Source organism: Mannheimia kashgarensis, from assembly GCF_041807705.1.
GTDB lineage: Bacteria > Pseudomonadota > Gammaproteobacteria > Enterobacterales > Pasteurellaceae > Mannheimia.
Window position 1 is genome coordinate 41,924 of sequence record NZ_JBGTYY010000011.1, and the last position, 24,464, is coordinate 66,387.

Genomic DNA, 24,464 nt, shown 5'->3' on the forward strand with positions numbered 1-24,464 from the left:
TTATTTCTCTAAATAAGGAGCAAGTAAATCTAAATGCCGTTTTAATGCCCCTTGGTTTTCTTGTAATACACTAAATCCTGAAGCTGCTATTTCTTGCCCGATTTGGGGCTGCGTTAATAATACTTGAATACTGTCGGCTAAGGCTTCAGTAGAACTTTCAACCTCAATTACACCTCTAACTTCCCTCAATTTTTCAAATATTTTCGGAAAATTATAGGTAAACAACCCTGAAATAACCGGTATGTTAAAAGCTATTGGCTCAAGCGGATTATGTCCGCCGTGCTTAACTAAGCTCCCCCCAACGAATGCGATATCAGACAGCCCATAGAGTAACATCATTTCGCCCATTGTATCGCCTAGCAATACTTTTGTTTCTTGATTTAATGGCTCACCTTCCGAACGTTTTACATACTCCAAACCTGATTTTTTAACTAAAAGCTCAACTAACGTGAAGCGTTCAGGGTGTCTCGGCACTAAAATCAATACTAAATCAGGGTACTTGTTCAACAAAATTTGATGGGCTTCTAAAATCAGTTTCTCTTCACCTTCGTGTGTACTGCCCGCAATCCAAATCGGTCTTGACTGTAAATTCAGAGCTGATTTTGTTTCTTGCACGGTTTGATGTAGCTCCGGCGTAATTTCCAAGTCAAATTTAAGATTGCCGGTATTCACCATTTTGGCAGGGTTATAGCCTAATGCCAAATAGCGATCTTTACTCACTTCATCTTGTGCCATAATCAGTGAAATTTGATTGAGCATATCCTTCATACTACCTTTAATCCAACCATATCGTTTGGCGGAACGAGGCGAAAGTCTGGCATTCGCAATCACAAACGGAATATTTCTCCTATTTACTTTACGGATTAAATTTGGCCAAAGCTCGGTTTCGATCACAATCATTAATTTGGGATCCGCAAAATTCAGAAAACGCTCTATCGCATCGGGTAAATCATAAGGTAAATAAAAATGTGAAACCGACTCACCAAAAGCAGCCATTACTCGATCTGAACCTGTTGGTGTAACGGTGGTAACAATTAGTGGCAAACTCGGATATAGTTTTCCAATCTCTTTAATCAGTGGTGTTGCCGCAATCACTTCGCCTACAGAGGCGGCGTGAATCACTACCCCTTTAGCATTTGGTTTTTCGGCTTCGTCATAAACACCATAACGCTCCCATAAACGCTTGCGATAAGCGGGTTGTTTACGCCCTTTGTACCACATTAGAAAAAGCACAACGGGTTGTAATAAATAACTTAAACAGATATAGAGTAAACGGAGCATTTATTTTCCTTACAAGCGGTCTTTTTTTCTCATTTTTTTGCAATTACCCCTCATTATACCTAAAAATAAACCACGAAATAGTTTGGATTTCGTGGTTTACATTCTTTTAACCTAATTAGGCCTGGTGTGGATTGCGAGTATTCGCATTCACTAGGTTACGCATTAAAAGAGCGAAATCCAACTCAACGTCTTGTGGTACCTCTAAGAAGACAAAATGTCCATCACCAAGTGCCGCATCGACACTTTCATTTTTGCGGTTCAGCATACGCTCAATTTTAAATACGATGTTACCTTTTGGTGTCATCATTTCAACTGAATCACCCACTAAGAATTTGTTCTTAACAGCGACTTCCGCCATACCTTCAGCATTACGCTTACCCGTAAATTCGCCCACAAATTGTTGGCGTTCTGAAATTGAATAGCCGTATTCATAGTTTTGGTATTCATCGTGGGTATGACGGCGTAAGAAGCCTTCGGTATAGCCACGATGCGCAAGGCTTTCTAGCGTATCCATCAAACTCTCATCAAACGGTTTACCTGCCGCGGCATCATCAATCGCTTTACGATAAACTTGGGCGGTTCTCGCACAGTAATAGAACGATTTTGTACGTCCTTCAATTTTAAGGGAATGTACGCCCATTTGAGTTAAACGTTCAACGTGTTGCACCGCACGCAAGTCTTTTGAGTTCATAAAATAGGTGCCGTGTTCGTCTTCAAAGGCTGTCATTTGCTCGTCTGGACGCTGTGATTCGGTATAGAGAAACACTTTATCTGTTACCTCCCCTGCTCCTAAGGTTGGAGCGACATTTTTTACCTCAATTTCAGGCTGGTATTTCGGCACGATTTGCCCTACTTCGTCCACCTTACCTTCTTCCATTTTGTATTCCCAACGGCACGCATTAGTACAAGTGCCTTGGTTTGGATCACGCTTATTGATATAGCCCGAAAGTAAGCAACGACCAGAATACGCCATACATAATGCGCCGTGAACAAAGATTTCTAATTCCATTTCCGGCACTTGCTTACGAATTTCTTCGATCTCTTCAAGCGATAATTCACGCGATAAAATCACTCGGGTTAAACCCATTTGATGCCAGAATTTTACCGTTGCCCAGTTCACCGCATTGGCTTGAACAGAAAGGTGGATATCCATTTCAGGGAAGTTTTCACGTACAAGCATAATTAAGCCAGGGTCAGACATAATCAATGCGTCCGGTTTCATATCCACAACTACTTTTAAGTCTTTAATAAAGGTTTTTAATTTTGAGCTGTGAGGGGCAATGTTCACTACCACATAGAATTTTTTGCCTAATGAATGGGCCTCATCAATGGCAATTTTTAAATTCTCGTGGTTAAATTCGTTATTACGCACACGCAAGCTGTAGCGTGGCTGACCTGCGTAAATTGCATCTGCACCGTAAGCAAAAGCATAACGCATATTTTTTAAAGAACCTGCAGGTGAAAGCAGCTCAGGTTTGGCATATTTTAAAGTCATAGGTAATCTCTTTTTCTGATAACAAGTCAGGGTTTTCCACTCAAGGAAAACGTAAGCGGTCTATTTTCTAAGAAATCTTGCATATTGGCAAGTCAATCCAGTAAAATCACATTTTTTATGTGGGGGAAATACGATGAAACTTAGACTCTTTTTCGCAGCAACATTGCTTGCCTTCTCGACCTTAAGCAATGCTCAAAGCATTAAAATGGAAATGATGCAGATGAATATGAACGCAAATAAATTATTGCGAGCTAATTCTTCAGAAGAGTTTCAACAAGCTGCAAAAAACTTCATCGAAATTACGGAAAAAACCAAAGCAATTTTTCCAAATAAAGTTGAAGGAGATAAAACTGACGAAGCTGATTACCAAGCAGGTATGCAAAAACTAATTGACGTGGTGAAAAAAGCCGATGAAAAAGCACAAGCAGGCGAGTTACAAGAAGCCAAAATGATGGTTTCAGAGCTTGAATTCATTAAACGTGAATATCACAAAAAATACAAATAATTATGTAGGGGCGGCCCTGTGCCTGCCCATAAATAAAGTATCTAATGTGGACAGGCACAGAGTCTGTCCCTACTACTATTCAAACTCTAATTCCACCGAATTTTCCCCCAGTAGCTCTTTTAGCTCCGAGAACATTTGCTCATTCGGCGTGACCCGCCATTCCACACCTCCTTTTAACAACGCTCTCCCTTCTGGGCTTTGATAGTAGAAATGTAAAGGCATTGTGCCTTCCTTGTGAGGCTCAATAATAGCGGTCATTTTTCTTACAAAATTTACAGATAATTGATCTTGGCTGATAGCCAACGCCAAACTTTTCGCAAATCGGCTACGAGCTTCATCAAGGGATAATACTTCTCTTGCCGACATTTTTAATCCCCCGCTGAAATCATCAAACTGCACCGAGCCTGTTGCCACAATAATTTGATCTTGCTGCATTAAATGCCCAAAGTTTTCCAATGCTTCAGAGAAAAGGGTAATATCGAGCTTGCCCGAACGATCTTCAATTGTGGCAATGCCGATACGGCTACCACGTTTTGTTACCGCCACTCGTGATGCCATTACAATGCCAGAAACTGTTGTCATCTGCCCTCTAAACGTTGGCTGAAGTTCGTTCAGTCTATTTGGTGCATAATGTGATAACTCTTTTAAGAATCTGCCGATTGGGTGTCCACTTAAATAAAGCCCTAATGTGGCACGTTCGCCATCTAAAATGGTTTGTTCAGACCATTTTGGCGTATTGGCATAGGCATTTTGCACTTCTTCAGGGGTTTCAGTTAGCACACCGAACATATCGCTCTGCCCTAACTCTTCCATTTTAGCGTGTTGATCCGAGGCTTTGAGTGCATCTTCTAAATTTTTCATTAACGCCGCACGGTGTGGACCGAGCTTATCGAAAGCCCCTGACATAATCAGACCTTCAAAAGTTCGGCGGTTAATTTTTTTCAGATCGACACGGGCAGTTAAATCAAACAGATCTTTGAATTTACCATCTTTGTTACGAGCAGTTAAAATCGCCTCGATAGGGCCTTCTCCAACGCCTTTAATTGCCCCTAAACCGTACACAATTTCGCCTTTTTCATTCACACTAAAGCGATGTTTGCCGCTATTTACATCAGGGGGCACAACAGTTAGCCCCATATTCATACATTCATCGTAGAAACCAACAATTTTATCGGTATTATCCATCTCAGAAGTCATTACCGCCGCCATAAACTCCGCAGGATAATGGGCTTTTAGCCAAAGTGTTTGATAGGAAACTAATGCATACGCCGCAGAGTGCGATTTATTAAAGCCGTAGCCTGCAAATTTTTCCACCAAGTCAAAAATTTGACCGGCAAGTTTACCGTCAATCCCTTTGGCTTCCGCCCCTTTTTCAAACACTTCACGCTGTGCAGCCATTTCCTCCGGTTTCTTCTTACCCATTGCACGGCGGAGTAAGTCCGCTCCGCCCAACGTATAGCCTGCAAGCTCTTGGGCAATCTGCATTACTTGCTCTTGGTAAACAATAACGCCGTAAGTTGGCTCTAAAATCGGCTTTAGACATTCGTGCTGATATTGCGGATCAGGGTAAGACACCTCTTCTTTACCGTGTTTACGGTCAATAAAGTTCTGCACCATTCCCGACTCAAGAGGGCCGGGGCGGAACAGTGCTACTAGAGCGATAATATCTTCAAAACAGTCAGGCTTCAGGCGTGAAATTAAGTCTTTCATACCTCTCGATTCTAGCTGGAACACCGCCGTTGTTTTTGCCGCCAGTAATAAATCAAAGGATTTTTTATCATCGAGTGGAATGGTTTCAATCCGAATCGGCTCTTTGCCTTCACGAGCTAAACGCTCGTTAATCATCTCTAACGCCCATTTAATAATGGTGAGCGTACGCAGCCCCAAGAAGTCAAATTTCACTAAGCCTGCATATTCCACATCGTTTTTGTCAAAATGGGTAACAGGGTGCAAACCTTCACTATCACAATAAAGCGGTGAAAAATCGGTAATTGCCGTCGGAGCAATTACCACTCCCCCTGCGTGTTTACCTGCATTTCGAGTTACGCCCTCTAGCTTACGAGCCATATCGATAAGATCTTTCACTTCCTCATCGGCTTCATAGAGTTCTGGCAATTTTGGTTCTGCGGCAAAGGCTTTTTCGAGCGTCATTCCCGGATCAGGCGGAATCAGTTTAGATATACGATCCACAAAGCTATAAGGATGTCCTAACACACGCCCTACATCTCGAATTACCGCTTTCGCCGCCATCGTACCAAAGGTGATAATTTGGGATACCGCTTGTCGCCCATAGGTTTCCGCAACGTGCTCAATCACACGATCTCGCCCGTCCATACAGAAATCGACGTCAAAGTCAGGCATTGAAACACGTTCAGGGTTGAGGAAACGCTCAAAAAGCAAATCAAATTCTAATGGGTCAAGATCGGTAATCTTCAACGCATACGCTACGAGCGATCCAGCACCCGAACCACGACCCGGCCCCACAGGAATATCATTATCTTTCGACCATTGAATAAACTCCATCACGATCAGGAAGTAGCCCGGAAAGCCCATCTGGTTGATTACGTCTAGCTCAACTTGCAATCTTTCGTCATAAACTGACCGCTTGTTAGCTCTTTCTTCAGGATCAGGGAATAAAAATTCCAAACGCTCTTCTAATCCTTCTTTGGATTTTTTCACTAAAAAATCTTCGGTTGAAAGATCGCCAGTTGGGAAATTAGGTAGAAAATATTCACCTAAACGAACCGTAACCGAACAACGTTTCGCAATTTCTACCGTATTGGCTAAGGCACTTGGTAAATCCGCAAATAGCTTGCACATTTCTTCTTCTGTACGGAAATATTGCTTCGGCGAATATTTTTTCGGGCGTTTCGGATCGTCTAAGGTGTAGCTGTCATGAATTGCCACACGGATTTCGTGAGCATCAAAGTCATCTTCTTTTAGGAAAACAACATCGTTCACTGCCACTAATGGAATTGCATTTTTTTGTGAAAATTCGACCGCTTGTTTAATGTAGCGTTCTTCATCTGCCCGCCCAGTACGGCAAACCGACATATAGAAATGATTTGGGTAGTATTGTTGATAAAAAGCAAGTTTTTCTACGGCTTCTGTTAGATTTTCTTTTAGTAAGGCTTTGCCCACATCGCCCATTCTCCCGCCCGAGAGAATAATAATGCCTTCATTCAGTTCAGCCAGCCACTCTTTTTCTACCATTGGTAGTTCAACATAACCTTGTTGATAGGCTTTAGACAAAATTTGGGTAATATTGTGATAGCCTTTATTGTTTTTGGCGAGTAGTGTTAGCTCAAAATAATCATCATTGCCCGTCTCAGATTTGACATAAACATCTGTCCCGATAATCGGCTTAATGCCTGCTCCTAACGCTTCGCCATAAAATTTTACTAAGCCACAAAAATTGGTGAAATCAGTTAAGCCCATTGCCACCATATTATTGGCAACGGCAGTTTTGACTAATGATTTAACCTTCGCTAAACCATTAATCATAGAGAAATCACTGTGTACTTTTAAATGAACGAAACGACAATCAGACATAAGAAATCGGAATAAACAGAATATATCGTAGGGGCGGGTCCTGTACCCGCCCGATTACCATTAAAATGTTAGGGCAGGCACAGGACCTGCCCCTACGAATTAATCACGCTTTTTACTGAGTAACCACCAAACGATTACTAGACAGAGCAAACTCGGAATTAATGCTCCAACAGGCACAGGTAGCCAAGTGGCAATGAGGCTTAAATTCCCAAATACAATATTTGCAACATAGAACATAAAGCCAGCCACAATACCAATTACGATCTTCGCCCCCATTGTGCTGCTTCTAAGCGGGCCAAAAATAAAGGAGATCGCAAGCAGCATCATCACCGCCATTGAGATAGGCTGGAAGACCTTACGCCAGAAGGTAATTTCAAAGCGTTTCGGATCTTGCCCTGTATCTTTTAGGAAGCCGACATAATCTGCCAAACCTGAAATCGAAAGAGATTCCGGCTTAAGTGAAACAATGCCTAATTTGCTTGGTGTTAAGCTGGTTTGCCATACTTGATCCGGCTGTTTACCTTGTTGGATTTGGTTTTCACCCACTTCTGATTTTTCTACTTTAGAGAGTATCCAACCTTTTTCAGCATTATATTTGGCTGAACCTGCTCGTAACACCGATTTCAATTCACGTTTATTGTCGCCTTCGCCAAATTCGTAAATTAAGACGTTACTCAGGCTTTTTTCATTATTGATGCGGTTAATATAGATAAAAGAGCTACCATCTTTCGCCCAAAAACCATCTTTTGTGGCAAGCATTGAACCGCCACTTTGTGCAACAGAACGCATATTACGGGCAAATTGTTCGGTTTGTGGCACGCCCCATTCGCCAATAATCATCGTAAAAATCACCAATGGCAATGCGGTTTTCATCACGGCTAAGCCAATACGAAAACGAGAAAACCCTGAAGATTGCATTACCACTAATTCACTTCGGCTAGCAAGATTACCCAAACCTAAAAGTGAACCTAATAGTGCTGCTATTGGGAAAAAAGTTTCAATATCTCTGGGAATGGTTAAAAAGGTATAGTAAGCGGCTTTTAAACCATCATAAGAACCACGCCCGACATCACGAAACTCTTCGACAAACTTGATGATTGCCCCTAATCCGACCAACAAAAACAGGGTGAGGAAAATAGCTGATAAAATCGTTTTGCCGATGTAGCGTTCTAAAATATTCATTGAGAGAAATTTCATTATGCTACCGCCTTATTAGTGATTTTTTTAGCGCCGAACTGATAGCGTAATTTCGACATCAATTTGCCATTCCACATATTTAATACGATACCTAGAATTAAAAAGGCAACTGACACCAACGGCATTAAAATTTCTGCATTGAGCTTGCCCGAACCACCCGATGATTTTAACGAGCTTTGCAGTAAGAAATAGATTAAATAAAGCAGTAACGCAGGCAGTAATTTTGCAAAACGTCCTTGACGAGGGTTTACGCTACTCATCGGCACTGCCAATAATGCCATTAACGGCACAGCTAAAATTAGCGCTAAACGCCAATGTAATTCGGCCTTAGCTTCTGGGGAATCACTTTCCATTAAGGTTTTAAAGTCTGCACGTTGAACTAATTTTTCGCTTGATTCTACATCTTGATAGCCTAAATAAGCAGAATAATTTTCAAAATGAGAAATACGGAAATCGGGGCTTTGTGGCGTTCCCTCAAAACGTTTACTTTCAGCGAGTGTTAAGACCTGATCACCATTCGGTAAGCCTTGTAATGTGCCGGATTCAGCTACAACCACAGAGGGCTTATTTTTCTTCTGTTGCTCAGGCTGGAATACATAAATATCGTTTAAGCTGTTGTTTTCGATATTATCAATAAACAGCACATAGCCCCCTGCTGACATAAATTGCCCGGCAGAAAGTGCCGCAAAACGTGGGTTAGCTTTCGCTTCCGCTAACATTTCACTCTGTTTATTAATCGACCAAGGCGTAAGCCAAAATACGTTATATACAGCTAATGCAGTAGTAAAAATAGAGAGAAACATTGCCGCTTTTACCAGTAAACCCTGCCCGATTCCACAAGCACGCATTACGGTAATTTCACTTTCCGCATAAAAACGCCCTAATGTTAATAATAGCGCAATAAAAAGGGATAACGGCAGCATAAGCTGTGCCATCATCGGCATACCTAAACCCAATAAACTCACCACTAAATCAGCAGGCACTTTCCCACTTACCGCCGAACTTAATACACGGACTAATTGCTGACAGAAGAAAATCAACAATAATATAAATAATATGGCTAGTTGGCTTTTAAATATCTCTTTGGTTAAATATCGACCTAAAATCACAAATTTTTCTCTATAACATCTAAAACTAAAAAACCACATTCAAGCGGTTATTTTTCTGAAATCTTTTACAAATGCTTAACTTGAATACGAATGCGTAATGATACCTTTTTTAATCCCAAAAATCATCTATGGAAAAATCACACACTGTTTAATCGTGCATAAAGTTCATTATTTATTTTTTAGATAAACTTGCTTTATACGCATCAAGAATTAATTTTTTCCCCTGCTCATTTACTACCTCGATCTTAGATGGAGCTTCTGTTTTTTGGTGGAGAATTGCAATAATATTCTCCCCTTGTGCTAACGCTTCAAAATTCCCTTTTACCGTTAATTTTTCTGTTTCTACTTGGCTATCAAAAATCAAGAAAGTTCCTAATGGTGTTACTCTAATGTTTTTCAAGCCTAAGTCTTCTTTAGTAATAGTTTTATATTGAGGAGATTTTTTATTCTTTGCTGCAGCAATACTCTCTTTATTTGTCGCAATACTAAAAATATTTTGCACCTTAGCTGCTGAGTCTGATTGAGATCCTGTATTTACCGTAGATTGAGCTGTTGTTTGTTCGCCATCAAAAATAACATCTCCAACAAATTGCTCTTTTTGTGGGAGATCTTTTAATAATGGCTCAACACCTTTCGCAGAAATCACCATAAATAAACGTTCGCCTATTTTTTCAAAACGAACATCAGTATCAGAGAGCTGTTTGCCAATTTGTTCATTAATATTTTTAATGGAAGTTTCAGTATTATTTTGAATTGAGACTTTGCGGGTTGTATCCACATCATAAGCAATAAAGCCCACTTTCAAGCGTTGCGAAAGTTGTTGAAGTAAATTTCCCACATCTCCTTCATAAGAAAGGCGTAATTTAGCTTGCTCATAGCGGCTAATTTGAGCATCATCGTTGGCTAATGTAGATGTATGAATAAATAATCCAGCCATAGCTGCAATCAATGCTTTACTTAATAACCGCATTTTTATCTCCAATAATCTCTAAATCTCAATATTTCTTTCTAGTATAAAGTAAGCAAACTAAAAGAAAAACCAGTAAAATTATCTATTTGACCAAAAAATTGGCTGATATTTCAATATAAAGCGTAAATTTTTGAAAATTTTATTTATACTACGCATTTATTTATTATTGAACACTCTAGCGAAACTTAAACAATAAATGGGGGAAGATAATGGAATTTAGCGTTAAAAACGGCAGTGTTGAGAAACAAAGAACTGCTTGTTTGGTGGTGGGGGTTTATGAACCTCGCAGACTTTGTACTGCTGCAGAACAATTAGATAAATTAAGTAATGGTTATATTAGCTCGCTCCTCAGACGTGGTGATTTAGAAGGTAAAGCAGGGCAAACTTTATTATTACACAATGTACCCAATGTGCCTGCTGATCGTGTCTTGCTGGTTGGCTGCGGCAAAGAGCGTGAATTAACCGAGCGTCAATACAAACAGATTATCCAAAAAACTGTACAAACGATTAATGACACAGGCTCAATGGAAATTGTCTGTTTCTTAACTGAATTACACGTTAAAGGCAGATCCGCTTATTGGAATGTTCGTTTTGCAGTAGAAGCAATTCAAGAGAATCAATATGCTTATACCGATTTCAAAAGCATTAAACCTGAAGTTCGCCGTGAATTACGCCGTGTTGTGTTTAATGTTGCAAACCGCAAAGATTTAGCGGAAGCTGAACGTGCATTAGAGCACGGAAAAGCGATTTCCTTTGGCGTAAGTTGTGCGAAAAATGTGGCGAATTGCCCACCGAATGTGTGTAATCCAGCCTATTTATCCGAATTAGCACAAAAATTAGCGGAACATTACGAGTCGATTTCAACCACCATTGTTGATGAAAAACAGATGGCAGAGCTAGGTATGAATGCTTATTTAGCCGTTTCTCGCGGTTCTGAAAACGAAGCCTTCCTTTCCGTGATTGAATATAAAGGCAGCCCAAATCCTGACGCTAAACCTATTGTGTTAGTGGGCAAAGGCTTAACCTTTGACTCAGGTGGTTTATCCATCAAACCAGCAGAAGCAATGGATGAAATGAAATACGATATGTGCGGAGCGGCGAGCGTTTACGGCACAATGAAAGCTGTTGCTGAAATGAAATTACCGCTTAATGTTATCGGCGTTTTAGCAGGCTGTGAAAATGCGGTTGATGGCAAATCTTACCGCCCGGGCGATATTCTTACTACAATGTCGGGCTTAACCGTTGAGGTTTTAAATACCGATGCGGAAGGGCGTTTAGTGCTGTGCGATACACTTACTTATGTTGAACGCTTTAATCCGGAGTTAGTGATTGATATTGCTACCCTCACAGGGGCTTGTATGATTGCCTTAGGTAATCATAACAGCGGATTGATGTCGCCATCTAACAGTTTAGCTAACGAGCTATTAACGGCAGCAGAGCAAGCAGACGACAAAGCGTGGCGTTTACCGTTAGGGGAAGAATATCAAGAACAACTTAAATCGAACTTTGCCGATCTTGCCAATATCGGCGGGCGTTTAGGTGGAGCTATTACTGCAGGGCAGTTCTTATCAAACTTCACTAAAAAATACACTTGGGCACATTTAGATATTGCCGGCACAGCCTGGAAATCAGGTGCGGCGAAAGGGGCAACAGGTCGCCCGGTTAATCTTTTAACCCAATTCTTAATTAACAAAGCAGAAAGCTAATAACACAAGCGGTTAATTTTCATCAAAACTTTGCAATTGCAAAAAATTTGAAAAATTTAACCGCTTGTTACGCTTATTTTCTCACTAAAGCTAACACATTATCGAATAGCTTTTTAAATAGCGGCGGCACACTATGTACGCCTCTATTTCTCATCTCATTGGCTAGTGCGATGGCTAGATCGGGCTTGGAGCTTTTTTGAATGGCTCGTTTGATAATATATGAAACAGGGTATTTTTCTTGAGAACGCCAATTTGCAAGGCGAACAAATACATTTCGTAAACCTGCCTTATAGAAGAAATGTTCAATGTCTTTTTGCGGTAATACCGCTAAGCGTTGAGCGAAATCTTCATCTAAACTTTTAACGGTTTCGGCATAGCGTTTGCCTGCATCATCGCCATCAGTTAGCACATACCATTCAATCCCCATTGCTCTGGCATATTTGATAAGAGGGCGTAAACCGCATTGAGCAAATTCAACAATTTTGATTCCTTCCATTTCTAAATTGATCTCTAACACTTTTGCCAACTCTTCTAAAATCCAGACTTCGGTTTCCCCTTCTACTAAGATCCAAGCTTTCGCAAATAGGGCTAATCCTCTGTTGTGATGGATATGGAAGGTCAATTTACGCAGATCTTCTTTACCGACACTGTGCCGCTCTAACCAGTAGGCTTGAGTGTGATCCTCATAACGCACTAAACGGCAAATTTCTCGTAACGGCACTTGTGAAAGCAATTCAATGGAATTAGTTGTAGTAATGCATTGGCTTGGTAGAAAACTGAGCAGTTCCCAGAAAATTGCCACCATTCTAGGATGTAAAAAAGCATTAAAATCTTCAAATAAGATGATCGGTTTTTCAATCACTGCTGCTTTGGGATTAAACAGGAAAAGATCCGAAACATGTTGTTGAACTTGCTCTACCAACTCTTCATTTTGCTTTAAACGCAGACAGAGCGATTTCACTTTTTCCCACCATAATGTAGTATCTTGCATACTATTTTTCATTAGGTGGCGACTTTGGCTGGTTAGGAAATAGTATTTCAGCAGGGAAGAAAGGGCATTTAATTCACGCTGAAAATCGGTGTCGGGCTGGTTATAGCCATTGAGTAATAGCTCATTATGCACTCGCTTGTTTAGCCGTGCATCACGCAAGCGGTAAACAGGGTGATGATAAATAAACTGCTCAATCCATTTTTCTGATTGCTCAATTTGAATGGGCGTTAAGTCTTGAGAGACAAACTGATATTCGGTGCTAATCTGCTCGTCTAACAATTTTCCTGTTACTTTTAAGGAAATGCACCGCTTGTTCTCCACATAAAATGAGCAGAGCAACAACGCTGAGGGAAGTTGGAGCAGCGAGCCATCATCAGCAGTTTCTTCACAAAAAGTAAAAATAAGCGTGATGTCTCGCACTTGGCTTGGCATATCGGTATATTGAATATGGAAATCTTTAAACTGGAACTGATACAACTTATGTTCTAAGTTAAAGATAAGGCTTAAGGCATCAATCAGGCTAGATTTCCCCCACGCATTTTCACCAATTAGCACCATATTTGGGCGTAATTGTAGCGATAAATGATTAATGCCTCGAAAACCACTGATTTCAATATGCTTTAGATACATACCTCCCCCTTATTGCTATTACTTTTTTACAATTTCATAGCAAGGTTGATACGCTTCTCCCATTGGGATTTTCATACGGTGCTGAACCACAAAACTTTCGAGCAATCTATCCATATGATCCATTAATTTGCGGTCGCCTCGTAACTTAAACACACCGTATTGTTCGATCAAATCTGAGGTTTCAGGCTTAATATTACCTGCCACAATGCCTGAAAATGCTCGTCTTAAATTCGCAGCTAACTGTTCTTTTGGCTGCTCTAGGCTTAAATTCAGATTTGCCATACTTTCGTGGGTTGGAATAAATGGCGTAATAAAATCTTCCTCAATTTTTAATGACCAGTTGAAGTTATAAGCATCGCCACTTTCATAACGGCTGTTTTTTACCTCAACCATCGCTTGCTTGACCTTACGAGCTACCAGCACTGGATCATCAATAATAATTTCATACAGGCTGCGAGCTTCTTCGCCTAAAGTATCGCCAATAAATTTATCAATAGCGTAGAAATAATCAGCCGACTCTTTTGGAGCAGTTAAAATTAACGGTAATTTTTGAGCATTATTGGCTGGGTTTAATTTAATACCGATAATATAAAGCAGCTCTTCTAATGTACCCGGCCCGCCCGGAAACACAACAATGGCGTGTCCTAAGCGAACAAAGGCTTCTAAGCGTTTTTCAATATCTGGCATAATGACCAATTCATTCACAATTGGATTTGGCGGTTCAGAAGCAATAATTGATGGCTCAGTAATGCCAATAAAACGCCCATTTTTATAACGCTGATTGGCGTGCCCAATCGTAACTCCTTTCATTGGAGCTTCCATTACACCCGCTCCACAACCTGTTACAATATTCAACTCACGCAAGCCAAACTCTTGCCCAACCGCTCGGCAATATTGGTATTCAATGTCATTAATCGAATGACCGCCCCAACAGACCACTAAATTCGGATCAGTGTTCATCTCTATTGCTTTCGCATTACGCAGAATCGAAAACACAATATTTGTGGTAAGCGTTTCTACGGACGTATTTTCAAGCGGTGGTATTGCATTTTTTAGTGCATTTACAAACACAATATCCCTTAATACCGCAAACAGATGGTACTGGATATTTAAAATCATCTTACCATCAACAAAAGCTGTCGGCGGAGGATTATGAAGCTCAAGCGATACGCCTTTCTCTCGGGTTAATAATCGGATTTCAAAATCAGGATATTGATTTAACAACGCACGGCTATCATCGGTATGCACACCAGAATTAAGCACCGCCAACGAACAGTTACGATAAATTTGATATAAATTCCCTTGTGCATTTTGGGCTAATAGCTGCATTTCCAAATGGGAAAGCTGCTCCATACTGCCTTTTGGGTTAATTCTGTGTACTGCCATACTCTCTCCTTTTTTATTTGTAAGAAATTCCATAAAACCGTTGTAGGGGCGGGTCCTATGCCCGCCCGTAACCAATCGTAATATTCGGGCGGGCACAGGACCCGCCCCTACGAATAATTTTTGTACTGGCTACATAATCTTGATCATTTGAAAAAAATTCTCTTTTTTTATTCACAATCCTTTTAAGGATTGTTCACGGCTTCGCCGCCGTTGGCAAGCCAACGTTTAAAAAGCTTTGCTTTTTTTGACCGCTTGTTACTTCAATAGTTTATCAATCACTNTTCACAATCCTTTTAAGGATTGTTCACGGCTTCGCCGCCGTTGGCAAGCCAACGTTTAAAAAGCTTTGCTTTTTTTGACCGCTTGTTACTTCAATAGTTTATCAATCACTCGGCTTACCGCAAAAAAACCAAAGGTTGCCGTTACCATTGTAACCGCCCCAAAACCATTCGCACAGTTCATTGTGGCAGAAACTTCGCAGCCCTCTCCCATTTTCGGAAAAATTAATGGTTGAGTAGAAAACACACAATCTATACCAAACTTGCGTTTTGGATTTTGGCTAAAATTGTACTCCTTACGCAGTAGCGAACGGACTTTTGAAGCAAGCGGATCTTGAATGGTTTTACTCAAATCGGTAATTTGAATTTGGGTAGGATCGGTCTGCCCACCTGCTCCACCTGTAGTAATCAGCTTAATTTTATTACGCTTGCAATACGCAATTAAAGCCGCTTTGGTTTTAACCGAATCTATCGCATCAATCACATAATCATAACCACGATTAAGATAATCAGGAATATTCTCGGTCGTGATGAAATCATCAACAATCTCCACCACACATTCGGGGTTAATTCGCTCAACACGCTCTTTCATCGCCTCTGTTTTGAGCTGAGCCACCGTGCCGCTCATTGCGTGGATCTGACGATTGATATTGGTTACACAAATATCGTCCATATCAATCATCGTAATCTTGCCTATGCCCGAACGAGCCAACGCCTCTACCGCCCAAGAGCCAACACCACCAATCCCAATTACACAAATATGCGAGTGGCGAAGTTTCTCCAAGCCCTCAGGCGTATAAAGCCGCCCAATTCCACCAAAACGTTGTTCGTAATTGTCTAGTCTTTCCATTTCTCTCTCTATAAAACTTAAATAGTGCCACTATATAGCTGCTGCCTAATTTCTACTAATGCTTGCAATGCCTTTTTTCTATCAGCAGTTTCAGGGAGATCACTGTTAGCGAATAAAATCTCTACTTCTTCCATTAGTTTTTCTGCTCGAGAAATTAATTCTTTGTAGCTAAATTCTCCCCGTCTAATTGCAAGTAGTGCTTCTCTATTTGGGCGTTCAACGATAATTTCCCGATAAAGTGCAATATCTCTGGCAGTTTCAAGTAGGCGAAAAGTATGCATCATATTTTTAGAATCATAATTCTGACCGTGAGCTTGATTATTGCTATAACGTTCTTCATTCCGTTCTGAAACCCATTGCCAATAAGATTGGTAATCTCGACAATAACTTGTAAAACCGTCCTGATTAAAAAATAAATAAGCAACAGGGAAAATATCTATTGCAACACGACTTCTTAAAATAACCGAATCTTCTGCTTGTTTTATAATCCCTTGATAACCCAATTCTTGTCTTTCATCAACGAATACTGCATAAAGATGTTTTGTATGGTCTATACTGACCAATCCAAGTTGAGTTTGACTTAGCTGTTGTTTTTCAAGCCACTTCGTTAATGGTATAGATTGTGCATTTTCGATAATAAAGCAAAACTCTAATAGGCTTTTCTTCTCTTTAGGTAAAGGATTAACAATTTTCTTATTTAATCCTCTTGCTTTTTTAATCTGTCCAAAAGCGTATCCCGCAAAACTTTGCTGACATTGCTTCGATAAAAAATACTCACGCTTAAGCAAATTCATTATTGGCTTTTTGATTTGAATACAATGCTCAGGCGAAGCTAATAATTCTAAAACATTTGGGTTATTTTGTAGTAATAACTCCACAAATCGTCCAATCTCAAAATATACTTCATCATTAGTTTCATTACTGATTTGGGGAATGTAGTTCAAACCATAAAAATATTGTTCTGGTAAATAATAAACACCTCGAATATCAACATCTGAATGAGGCAACGCTAAACCGTAAGCTCTACTACCTGAAATAGCTTCAAATAAAATCAGATTTTGTTGTTTAAGATCATTAATCGTAAGCATATTCTCTATTAAATTCTAATATATCAATAAACAATTGGTTGAAAATAATCATTTAAAAGTGGCTGAATTCTCTGAACAAATTGAGGAGATTGCTGATAAATAATAGGAGAATTTAGCCACTCCAATAATACAGGATTTGATTTACGCAACAAGCTCAATGCCTTACGAAGATCCCAACCACCTACATCAAACCATTCATTTTCAATATATTCAAAAGTTTCTTTTGGCATATCAATGCTAAGATAGCTTGATATTGGACGAATAAAAATCGCTCTAACATCATAATCACTATCTGGCGAAGGAAATCCCCAAGCTCGACTTCCACTTTCAACCGCTAAAAGAAAATTTATATCGGATTGCTGACTTATTTGGGCTAATTTCTGTTGAATTGTTTTTCCACACTATCTATTTGAAATTCAAACATTTCCATTCTTAATATTCTCCAACGCTTCCCAACGTTCAAATGCTTGTTCTAATGCGGCTTCGGTGTCCGCTAATTTTTGCAATTTTTCGTTGGTGTAAGCCTGATCTTTTGAGAAGAAATCCGCACTATTTACTTCAGCTTGTAGAGCTTCGATTTCTGCTTCTAAGGCTTCCATTTTTGCAGGTAACTCTTCCAATTCACGCTGATCTTTGTAAGAGAGCTTAACCTTTTTCGCTTCTGCTTTTGGCTTTTCTTGCTTAGTTTCTTCTACAAGCGTTTGTTTTTTCTCATTTTTTTGCGAATTGGCAACTAAGGTTGCGTGGTAATTTTCCTGCTGTTGTTTCGCATCAAAATAACCGCCGATGTATTTATTCAATACGCCATTGCCTTCAAAGAAATAGCACTCTTCCACCGTATTATCAATAAATTGACGGTCGTGGCTCACAATCAGCAACGTGCCTTGATAATCTGCCAACATATCTTCCAATAATTCTAAGGTTTCCACATCTAAATCATTGGTCGGTTCGTCCAGAATTAATAAGTTATTGGGTTTTAGCAACAGTTTTGCCAATAATAAACGGTTACGCTCCCCACCCGATAAGGCTTTAACAGGGGTCATCGCTCGTTTTGGTGGGAACAAGAAATCTTGCAGATAACCTAAAACGTGGCGTTTTACCCCGTTTACTTCCACATCTTGCTTGCCGTCTGCCACGTTATCCATTACTGTTTTTTCTAAATCCAATTCGGCACGATATTGGTCGAAATAGGCAACTTCTAATTTTGTGCCGCAACGGATTGAGCCTGAAGTCGGTTGCAATTCACCCAGTAATAATTTGATAAATGTGGTCTTACCACAGCCATTCGGGCCAACCAATGCAATTTTATCGCCACGCTGAATAGTTGCAGTGAAGTTTTTGAGTAAGGTTTTACCCTCAATTTCATAGCCAGCATTTTCTAACTCAAACACAATTTTGCCGCTGCGTGCCGTGTTATCGATCTGAATTTTCGCTGAACCTTGCACTTCACGACGGTTACGGCGTTCTTCTCTCAGCGCTTTTAACGCACGCACACGCCCTTCGTTACGAGTGCGGCGAGCCTTAATGCCTTGACGAATCCACACTTCTTCTTGGGCTAGTTTTTTATCAAACAGCTCATTTTGCAAGGCTTCCACACGCAGATCTTCCGCTTTCTCTTCCAAATATTTATCGTAATTGCTTGGGTAAGAAACGAGTTTTCCACGATCTAAATCGACAATACGAGTCGCCATTTTGCGGATAAACGAACGGTCGTGAGAAATAAAAATGATTGAGCCTTTGAAATCAAGCAATAAATTCTCAAGCCAAGTGATTGCTTCCACGTCTAAATGGTTGGTTGGCTCATCTAACAACAAAATATCAGGATCTGCCACCAACGCACGAGCCAGTGCCGCACGGCGAACCCAACCGCCCGAGAGTTCACATAAACGCTTTTCAGGATCTAGTTCCAACAATTTCAACGTATCTTGAATACGATTTTCAAACTGCCAACCATTATTGTGTTCAAGTTGAGCCTGAACTGCCGATAATTTCACTAACAATTCATCGCTATAATCTGTCAGCATTTGTTGTGAAATGTGGTGATATTGCTTTAAAAGATCGCTTAAATTCGCGATCCCTTCCGCTACATAATCAAACACCGTTTCTTGAATATGACGAGGTGGATCTTGCTCTAAACGAGTAACGACAATATCTTTTTCAAAAATTAGCTTGCCATCATCAAGCTGAATTTCGCCCGCAAGCACCTTCATCAAGGTTGATTTGCCTGCCCCATTTCTCCCCACCAAACAAACTCGCTCGTTTGGCTCAATGTGTAATTCAGTATGATCTAATAAAGGGTGATCGCCAAAGCCTAAATAGGCGTTGGATAAGTTGAGTAATGCCATAATCTTCTCAGCTAGAAAAAATGAAGTTGATTCTAACAGATTCCAAGCAAAAATTTGATATAAAAAAATAGTAAAACAAGCGGTCATTTTTCTCCGTTCTTTTGCAACTTGCAAAATATTATGAAAAAACAACCGCTTGTATTTTCAATAGCTTCACACGCTTTTTGCTAATGTTTGGCTAATCCATTCGTTCAAACTTAAATTTTCTGCCGTTGCTGCCATAACGGCTGCTTTATGTAGTTCTGGCGATAGGCGAATGTTAAACTTGCCAGAATACTGTTTAAATGGCTCAATATTTTTCTTTTCACACATTTCGAGAAAAACGTTTAGGCTGATTTCGCCTTCTTTCTTAAGTTGGGCAACATTATCTGCATAGAAATCTACTCCACCATTTAAGCCAATAAATTCGCCTCTAAATAATTCGGTTTCAGGATCGTATGCAATCACAGCTTTATAGCCATTAATTTCCATAATATTACGCATAAGGAATGACTCCGTTTTCAGATAACCATTTTTTGATACTTGCTATCGCACCTTTATTGGTATCGGGGTTTGGGTGCGGTCTGTGAAAAACTCTGATTTGTTCAAATAATACAACTGCAATTCGGCTGCCTTCTCGTTCTTCAATCTCAGCTCCTAATTCAAGAAATAGAGCTTCAATATCTCTCCACTTAATATTGGCTGAAATGGGCTGTATATAAATTTGACGTAACGTTTTCTGAGATTTTCGTTTTAGATGAATTAATACCATAATTTAGTACCATTTAAAAGTAAAACCTCTGATACTGTACTAAATTTGAAAGAAAGCGGGGAAAGTAAAACTGGATTTTTCGACACAGATCGCAAAAATAGGTGTTGAAAATAGCAAGCGGTCGAATTTCCCTAATTTTTTGCATAATTGCAAAATTCTCTGAAAATTCGACCGCTTGTGTTGTTAAGATTATTCTTCGGTTGATGTTTCTACATTTTCGGCATTTTCTATTGCCTCAATGTTTTCGTTTTCATCTTCTTCAGGTTCGCACACTCGCTCTAGGCTGACGACGTGTTCGTCTTCTGCGGTGCGGATAATGCGAACGCCTTGCGTGTTTCGTCCGACTAGGCTGACTTCTGCAACCCTTGTCCGAACAAGCGTGCCGGCATCGGTAATCAACATAATTTGGTCGGTTTCCTCAACTTGAACAGCCGCTACTACTTTACCGTTTCGCTCGTTCACTTTGATTGAAACCACCCCTTTGGTTGCACGGGATTTCACCGGATATTCGCTAATCACCGTTCGTTTACCATAGCCGTTTTGGGTTACAGTAAGAATGTCACCTGCGGTATGAGGAATCACAAGTGAAACCACGCGATCGGTATCAAGGCTAACGCTTGAGGTCTCTTCCGCATCTTCGTTTTCAATCTCAATAATTTCGGCTTCTTCAATTTCTTCGCTTGAAATTTCGGTGGTAGAAAGTTTAATGCCTCGTACGCCGGTGGCGGTACGTCCCATCGCACGAACCGCTGTTTCAGCAAAGCGAACCACTCTTCCTTGTGCCGAGAAGAGCATAATTTCGCTCTCGCCATCGGTAATATCTACACCGATTAACTCATCGCCTTCGCGAAGTTTTAACGCAATCCGACCGCTTGCACGCACGTTGCTAAAGGCATCAAGAGAGACTTTTTTCACCACACCGCTTGCAGTTGCCATAAAGATAAATTTATCGGCACTAAATTCGCCATTTGGAATTGGGAGAATTGCAGTAATACGCTCGTTTTCTTCTTTCACAAGCGGTAGAATATTGACAATCGGCGTGCCTCTTGCTCCTCGGCTGGCTTGTGGTAATTGGTACACTTTTAATTGATATAAACGCCCACGACTTGAGAAACAAAGGATCGTATCGTGCGTGTTCGCCACTAACAGTTTTTCAATGAAGTCATCTTCTTTCATCTTAGTAGCAGACTTACCTTTACCGCCACGACGCTGTGCTTCGTAGTCTGAAAGCGGTTGATATTTCACATAGCCTGCGTGTGAAAGGGTTACCACAACATCTTCTTGTGCAATTAAATCTTCAATGTTGATGTCGCCAGAGGCTGCAGTAATTTCAGTACGGCGTTCATCGTTGAAATCAGCTTTCACACGTTCTAACTCTTCACGAATCACTTCCATCAAGCGTTCTGGGCTGGTTAAAATGTGGATTAATTCGCCAATCTCCGTTAGGAGTTCTTTATACTCTTCAACAATTTTCTCGTGCTCTAAGCCTGTTAAACGGTGTAAGCGTAATTCTAAGATTGCACGAGCCTGTGCTTCAGATAGGTAGTATTCGCCATCACGCACGCCTAAGTGTTCAGGTAAATCTTCTGGGCGAGAGGCTCCCACACCTGCTGCTTCTAGCATTGGGGCAACATTGCCTAATGCCCACGGGCGAGCGAGTAAGCCTTCACGAGCTTCTTCTGCCGTTTTTGAGGCACGGATTAATTCGATAACAGGGTCGATATTTGCTAATGCAATCGCCAAGCCTTCTAAAATATGGGCTCGCTCACGGGCTTTGCGTAATTCAAAAATGGTACGACGTGTTACCACTTCACGGCGGTGTTTCACGAAGGCTTCGATGATTTGGCGGAGGTTCAACACTTTTGGCTGACCGTTATCTAACGCCACCATATTGATACCGAAAGTAACCTGCATTTGAGTGAGTGAATATAAGTGATTTAGTACCACCTCGCCCACTGCATCACGTTTTACTTCAATAACAATCGAAATCCCTTTTTTGTCGGAATAGTCATCAATTTTGCTAATGCCCTCAATTTTCTTCTCTTTAACCAATTCCGCAATTTTTTCGATTAATTTTGCTTTATTGACTTGGTAAGGCAGCTCGGTAACGACAATTTGCTCACGCCCTTTGTCTGTGGTTTCAACGCTCGCTTTTGCACGCACATAAACCTTACCACGCCCTGTGCGGTAAGCATCATCAATCCCCTTATGGCCGTTGATAATCGCCCCTGTTGGGAAATCTGGGCCGGGAATATAACGCATTAGCTCTTCAACGCTAATCTCTTCATTTTCAATATACGCCAAGCAGCCGTCTAACACTTCGCCTAAGTTATGTGGCGGAATATTGGTTGCCATACCGACTGCAATCCCCGATGAGCCGTTTACTAACAAGGCTGGAATTTTGGTTGGCAACACATCAGGAATCATCTCCTTGCCATCATAGTTTGGCGAGAAATCTACTGTTTCTTTATCTAAATCGGTTAATAATTCCTGCGTGATTTTCTGCATACGCACTTCGGTATAACGCATTGCCGCTGGAGCATCGCCATCAATAGAACCGAAGTTACCTTGACCGTTCACTAACATATAACGAAGCGAGAACGGCTGAGCCATACGCACAATGGTGTCATACACCGCAGAGTCGCCGTGCGGGTGGTATTTACCGATTACATCCCCCACCACACGGGCTGATTTAACGTGCGGTTTGTTATAGGTGTTGCTGTTTTGCTCCATTGAAAAAAGTACACGGCGGTGTACTGGCTTTAAACCGTCACGCACATCAGGTAATGCACGCCCTACGATAACCGACATCGCATAATCAAGGTAAGAGGTTTTTAACTCGTCCTCAATACTTACGGGAATAATATCTTTGGCTAATTCGCTCATTGAAATTTCCTAATTTGATAGTAAAGAATTGCCTAAATGCAGGCGAAAAATTAGCGAGATTATAGCATAAAAAGTGATAAAAAGGGCGTACAAGCGGTTATTTTCTTGCAGTAAATCGTGGATTTGCTGGCATTCTTAATGCAATTCTCTCTCGATTAACTGCCAGAGCAACGTCTGTTGGTTGATAATCAAGCCACAAACTTGGATCTTGAGGTAAATTTTCAGACCAAAAATATTGTACATTAAAGCCTCTTGCCAAGCACTCCTCGTGCAAAGCATCGTAACGCTTTTTCAAAAAACTGAGTTTATTGAAGAAAAAACGCACGTGCCCTTCGCCCAATTTATAATCTTCTGGCTGACCTTTTAAGCTAAATTTACCCTTAGCCACTGCATTAGGAATACGGGTTAATTCACGGTGTTCGGCAAGTAAATGTTGATCACACAATTCCGTAGGCGGAACAAGATTGATTCTTGTCATTTTAATTTTCCTTTTAGGTTAAATACGTTATAGTAACGCCTTAAATTTACCATAGGAATAACTTATGCAAAATGTCGATCAGCAAGAAATCACAAAATTTGAAAAAATGGCTCAAACTTGGTGGGATCCAAACGGCAGTTTCAAACCAATTCACCTGCTCAATCCACTGCGTTTAGCTTATATTTTGGAAAAATCGAACGGCTTATTTGGCAAAAAAGTGCTTGATGTTGGCTGTGGTGGCGGTATTTTAAGTGAAGCGATGGCAAAGCAAGGGGCAGTTGTTACAGGTATTGATATGACCTCTCAACCGCTTGAAATCGCAAAACAACACGCTAAAGAAAGTGGCTTAGAAATTGATTACCAGCAAACTACTATTGAAAATTTTTTAGAAAAAATGACCGCTTGTAATCAAGAAAAATTTGATGTGATTACTTGTATGGAAATGCTGGAACACGTTCCCGATCCGCTCCCCATCATTCAAAGCTGCAAAGCCTTGCTGAAACCTGATGGCGTGCTGTTTTTCTCTACTATTAATCGCACATTCAAAGCCTATATGCTGGTGATTATCGGGGCGGAATATGTACTCAAAATGTTGCCAAAAGGTACGCACGAATTTGAGAAATTTATCAAACCAGCTGAATTGTTGGCGTGGTGCGATCAAGCCGATCTTCGTTGCCAAGAGATGAAAGGCTACCATTTTAATCCATTAACCGAAAAATTTTGGCTGAATAATGATGTAAGTTGCAACTACATTGCCACTCTTAACATCAATAATTAACTTGCAAAATAGTGCGAAATCTTTACTATACCTCGCTTATTTCCATAACGGACGGGCACAGGACCCGTCCCTTGTATATCTCAAATGAGTTAAACTAAGCAACACAACCCGTTATCGGCATCTCGTCTCGTCCCTTGAAAGCACTTCGTTGTGTAGCTTAGAGAGCCGATAACTTTCATCACAAAAAC

Annotated in this window: 19 protein-coding genes; 3 read left to right on the plus strand and 16 right to left on the minus strand. The window is 40.6% G+C overall.

Annotated features, from left to right (window positions below; genetic code table 11):
• Together waaA and trhP are read right to left on the minus strand one after the other, a co-directional pair.
• A complete protein-coding gene (gene waaA, locus ACERCF_RS06435; protein WP_373625028.1) occupies positions 1 to 1,281 on the minus strand; it encodes a lipid IV(A) 3-deoxy-D-manno-octulosonic acid transferase in 1,281 nt (426 codons plus the stop codon).
• 115 nt (positions 1,282 to 1,396) lie between these two features.
• Positions 1,397 to 2,776, minus strand: coding sequence for a prephenate-dependent tRNA uridine(34) hydroxylase TrhP (gene trhP / locus ACERCF_RS06440; protein WP_373625029.1), 1,380 nt, complete (start codon positions 2,774 to 2,776; stop codon positions 1,397 to 1,399).
• Positions 2,777 to 2,909: 133 nt separating this feature from the next.
• Here trhP and ACERCF_RS06445 point away from each other — a divergent pair, with 133 nt between their 5' ends.
• The gene (locus ACERCF_RS06445; RefSeq protein WP_373611123.1) at positions 2,910 to 3,281 is read left to right on the plus strand and encodes a cytochrome b562; all 372 of its coding nucleotides are present in this window, start codon (positions 2,910 to 2,912) and stop codon (positions 3,279 to 3,281) included.
• A 75-nt stretch (positions 3,282 to 3,356) separates the two neighbouring features.
• Here the strand turns inward: ACERCF_RS06445 and dnaE are convergent, their stop codons facing one another.
• From dnaE to ACERCF_RS06465, 4 genes are all read right to left on the minus strand, one after another.
• Entirely contained in the window at positions 3,357 to 6,833 is a 3,477-nt protein-coding gene (dnaE, locus tag ACERCF_RS06450; protein ID WP_373625030.1) for a DNA polymerase III subunit alpha, read from the minus strand.
• Between the two features lie 99 nt (positions 6,834 to 6,932).
• A complete protein-coding gene (gene lptG, locus ACERCF_RS06455; protein WP_373611125.1) occupies positions 6,933 to 8,030 on the minus strand; it encodes an LPS export ABC transporter permease LptG in 1,098 nt (365 codons plus the stop codon).
• Entirely contained in the window at positions 8,030 to 9,139 is a 1,110-nt protein-coding gene (gene lptF, locus ACERCF_RS06460) for an LPS export ABC transporter permease LptF (RefSeq protein WP_373625031.1), read from the minus strand. The genes lptG and lptF overlap by 1 nt, the downstream gene beginning before the upstream one ends.
• A gap of 172 nt (positions 9,140 to 9,311) precedes the next feature.
• Complete coding sequence (locus tag ACERCF_RS06465) at positions 9,312 to 10,109, minus strand: hypothetical protein (RefSeq protein WP_373625032.1); 798 nt, start codon at positions 10,107 to 10,109, stop codon at positions 9,312 to 9,314.
• A 209-nt stretch (positions 10,110 to 10,318) separates the two neighbouring features.
• Here ACERCF_RS06465 and pepA point away from each other — a divergent pair, with 209 nt between their 5' ends.
• Positions 10,319 to 11,815, plus strand: coding sequence for a leucyl aminopeptidase (gene pepA, locus ACERCF_RS06470; protein ID WP_373625033.1), 1,497 nt, complete (start codon positions 10,319 to 10,321; stop codon positions 11,813 to 11,815).
• A gap of 73 nt (positions 11,816 to 11,888) precedes the next feature.
• Here pepA and ACERCF_RS06475 read toward each other — a convergent pair whose 3' ends face one another.
• The 10 genes from ACERCF_RS06475 to ACERCF_RS06520 all read right to left on the minus strand — a co-directional run bounded on the left by ACERCF_RS06475 (position 11,889) and on the right by ACERCF_RS06520 (position 23,498).
• Positions 11,889 to 13,436 carry a DUF2813 domain-containing protein gene (locus ACERCF_RS06475; RefSeq protein ID WP_373625034.1) on the minus strand — a complete coding sequence of 516 codons (1,548 nt, stop codon included), beginning with the start codon at positions 13,434 to 13,436 and terminating at the stop codon, positions 11,889 to 11,891.
• 18 nt (positions 13,437 to 13,454) lie between these two features.
• Positions 13,455 to 14,822, minus strand: coding sequence for a nucleotide 5'-monophosphate nucleosidase PpnN (ppnN, locus tag ACERCF_RS06480; RefSeq protein ID WP_373625035.1), 1,368 nt, complete (start codon positions 14,820 to 14,822; stop codon positions 13,455 to 13,457).
• Between the two features lie 366 nt (positions 14,823 to 15,188).
• Positions 15,189 to 15,950, minus strand: a complete 762-nt coding sequence (gene tcdA, locus ACERCF_RS06485) for a tRNA cyclic N6-threonylcarbamoyladenosine(37) synthase TcdA (RefSeq protein ID WP_373625036.1) — start codon at positions 15,948 to 15,950, stop codon at positions 15,189 to 15,191.
• 17 nt (positions 15,951 to 15,967) lie between these two features.
• Positions 15,968 to 17,038: a DNA polymerase beta superfamily protein gene (locus ACERCF_RS06490; RefSeq protein WP_373625037.1), complete on the minus strand. Its 1,071-nt coding sequence runs from the start codon at positions 17,036 to 17,038 to the stop codon at positions 15,968 to 15,970.
• 23 nt (positions 17,039 to 17,061) lie between these two features.
• Positions 17,062 to 17,427, minus strand: coding sequence for a nucleotidyltransferase domain-containing protein (locus ACERCF_RS06495; protein ID WP_373625044.1), 366 nt, complete (start codon positions 17,425 to 17,427; stop codon positions 17,062 to 17,064).
• Between the two features lie 27 nt (positions 17,428 to 17,454).
• Positions 17,455 to 19,383 (minus strand): ABC transporter ATP-binding protein, encoded by a 1,929-nt coding sequence (locus tag ACERCF_RS06500; RefSeq protein ID WP_373625038.1) that lies wholly within the window; start codon positions 19,381 to 19,383, stop codon positions 17,455 to 17,457.
• Positions 19,384 to 19,536: 153 nt separating this feature from the next.
• On the minus strand, positions 19,537 to 19,866 hold the full coding sequence (locus ACERCF_RS06505; RefSeq protein ID WP_373625039.1) for a type II toxin-antitoxin system HicB family antitoxin: 330 nt from the start codon (positions 19,864 to 19,866) through the stop codon (positions 19,537 to 19,539).
• The gene (locus ACERCF_RS06510; RefSeq protein ID WP_373611132.1) at positions 19,859 to 20,134 is read right to left on the minus strand and encodes a type II toxin-antitoxin system HicA family toxin; all 276 of its coding nucleotides are present in this window, start codon (positions 20,132 to 20,134) and stop codon (positions 19,859 to 19,861) included. Before ACERCF_RS06510 ends, ACERCF_RS06505 begins: the two co-directional genes overlap by 8 nt.
• A 189-nt stretch (positions 20,135 to 20,323) precedes the next feature.
• A complete protein-coding gene (gyrA, locus tag ACERCF_RS06515) occupies positions 20,324 to 23,020 on the minus strand; it encodes a DNA topoisomerase (ATP-hydrolyzing) subunit A (RefSeq protein ID WP_373625040.1) in 2,697 nt (898 codons plus the stop codon).
• 97 nt (positions 23,021 to 23,117) lie between these two features.
• A complete protein-coding gene (locus tag ACERCF_RS06520; RefSeq protein WP_373625041.1) occupies positions 23,118 to 23,498 on the minus strand; it encodes a pyrimidine dimer DNA glycosylase/endonuclease V in 381 nt (126 codons plus the stop codon).
• A 64-nt stretch (positions 23,499 to 23,562) separates the two neighbouring features.
• Between ACERCF_RS06520 and ubiG the strand changes: the two genes are divergently transcribed.
• Positions 23,563 to 24,276: a bifunctional 2-polyprenyl-6-hydroxyphenol methylase/3-demethylubiquinol 3-O-methyltransferase UbiG gene (gene ubiG / locus ACERCF_RS06525; protein WP_373625042.1), complete on the plus strand. Its 714-nt coding sequence runs from the start codon at positions 23,563 to 23,565 to the stop codon at positions 24,274 to 24,276.
• Positions 24,277 to 24,464: the final 188 nt, after the last annotated feature.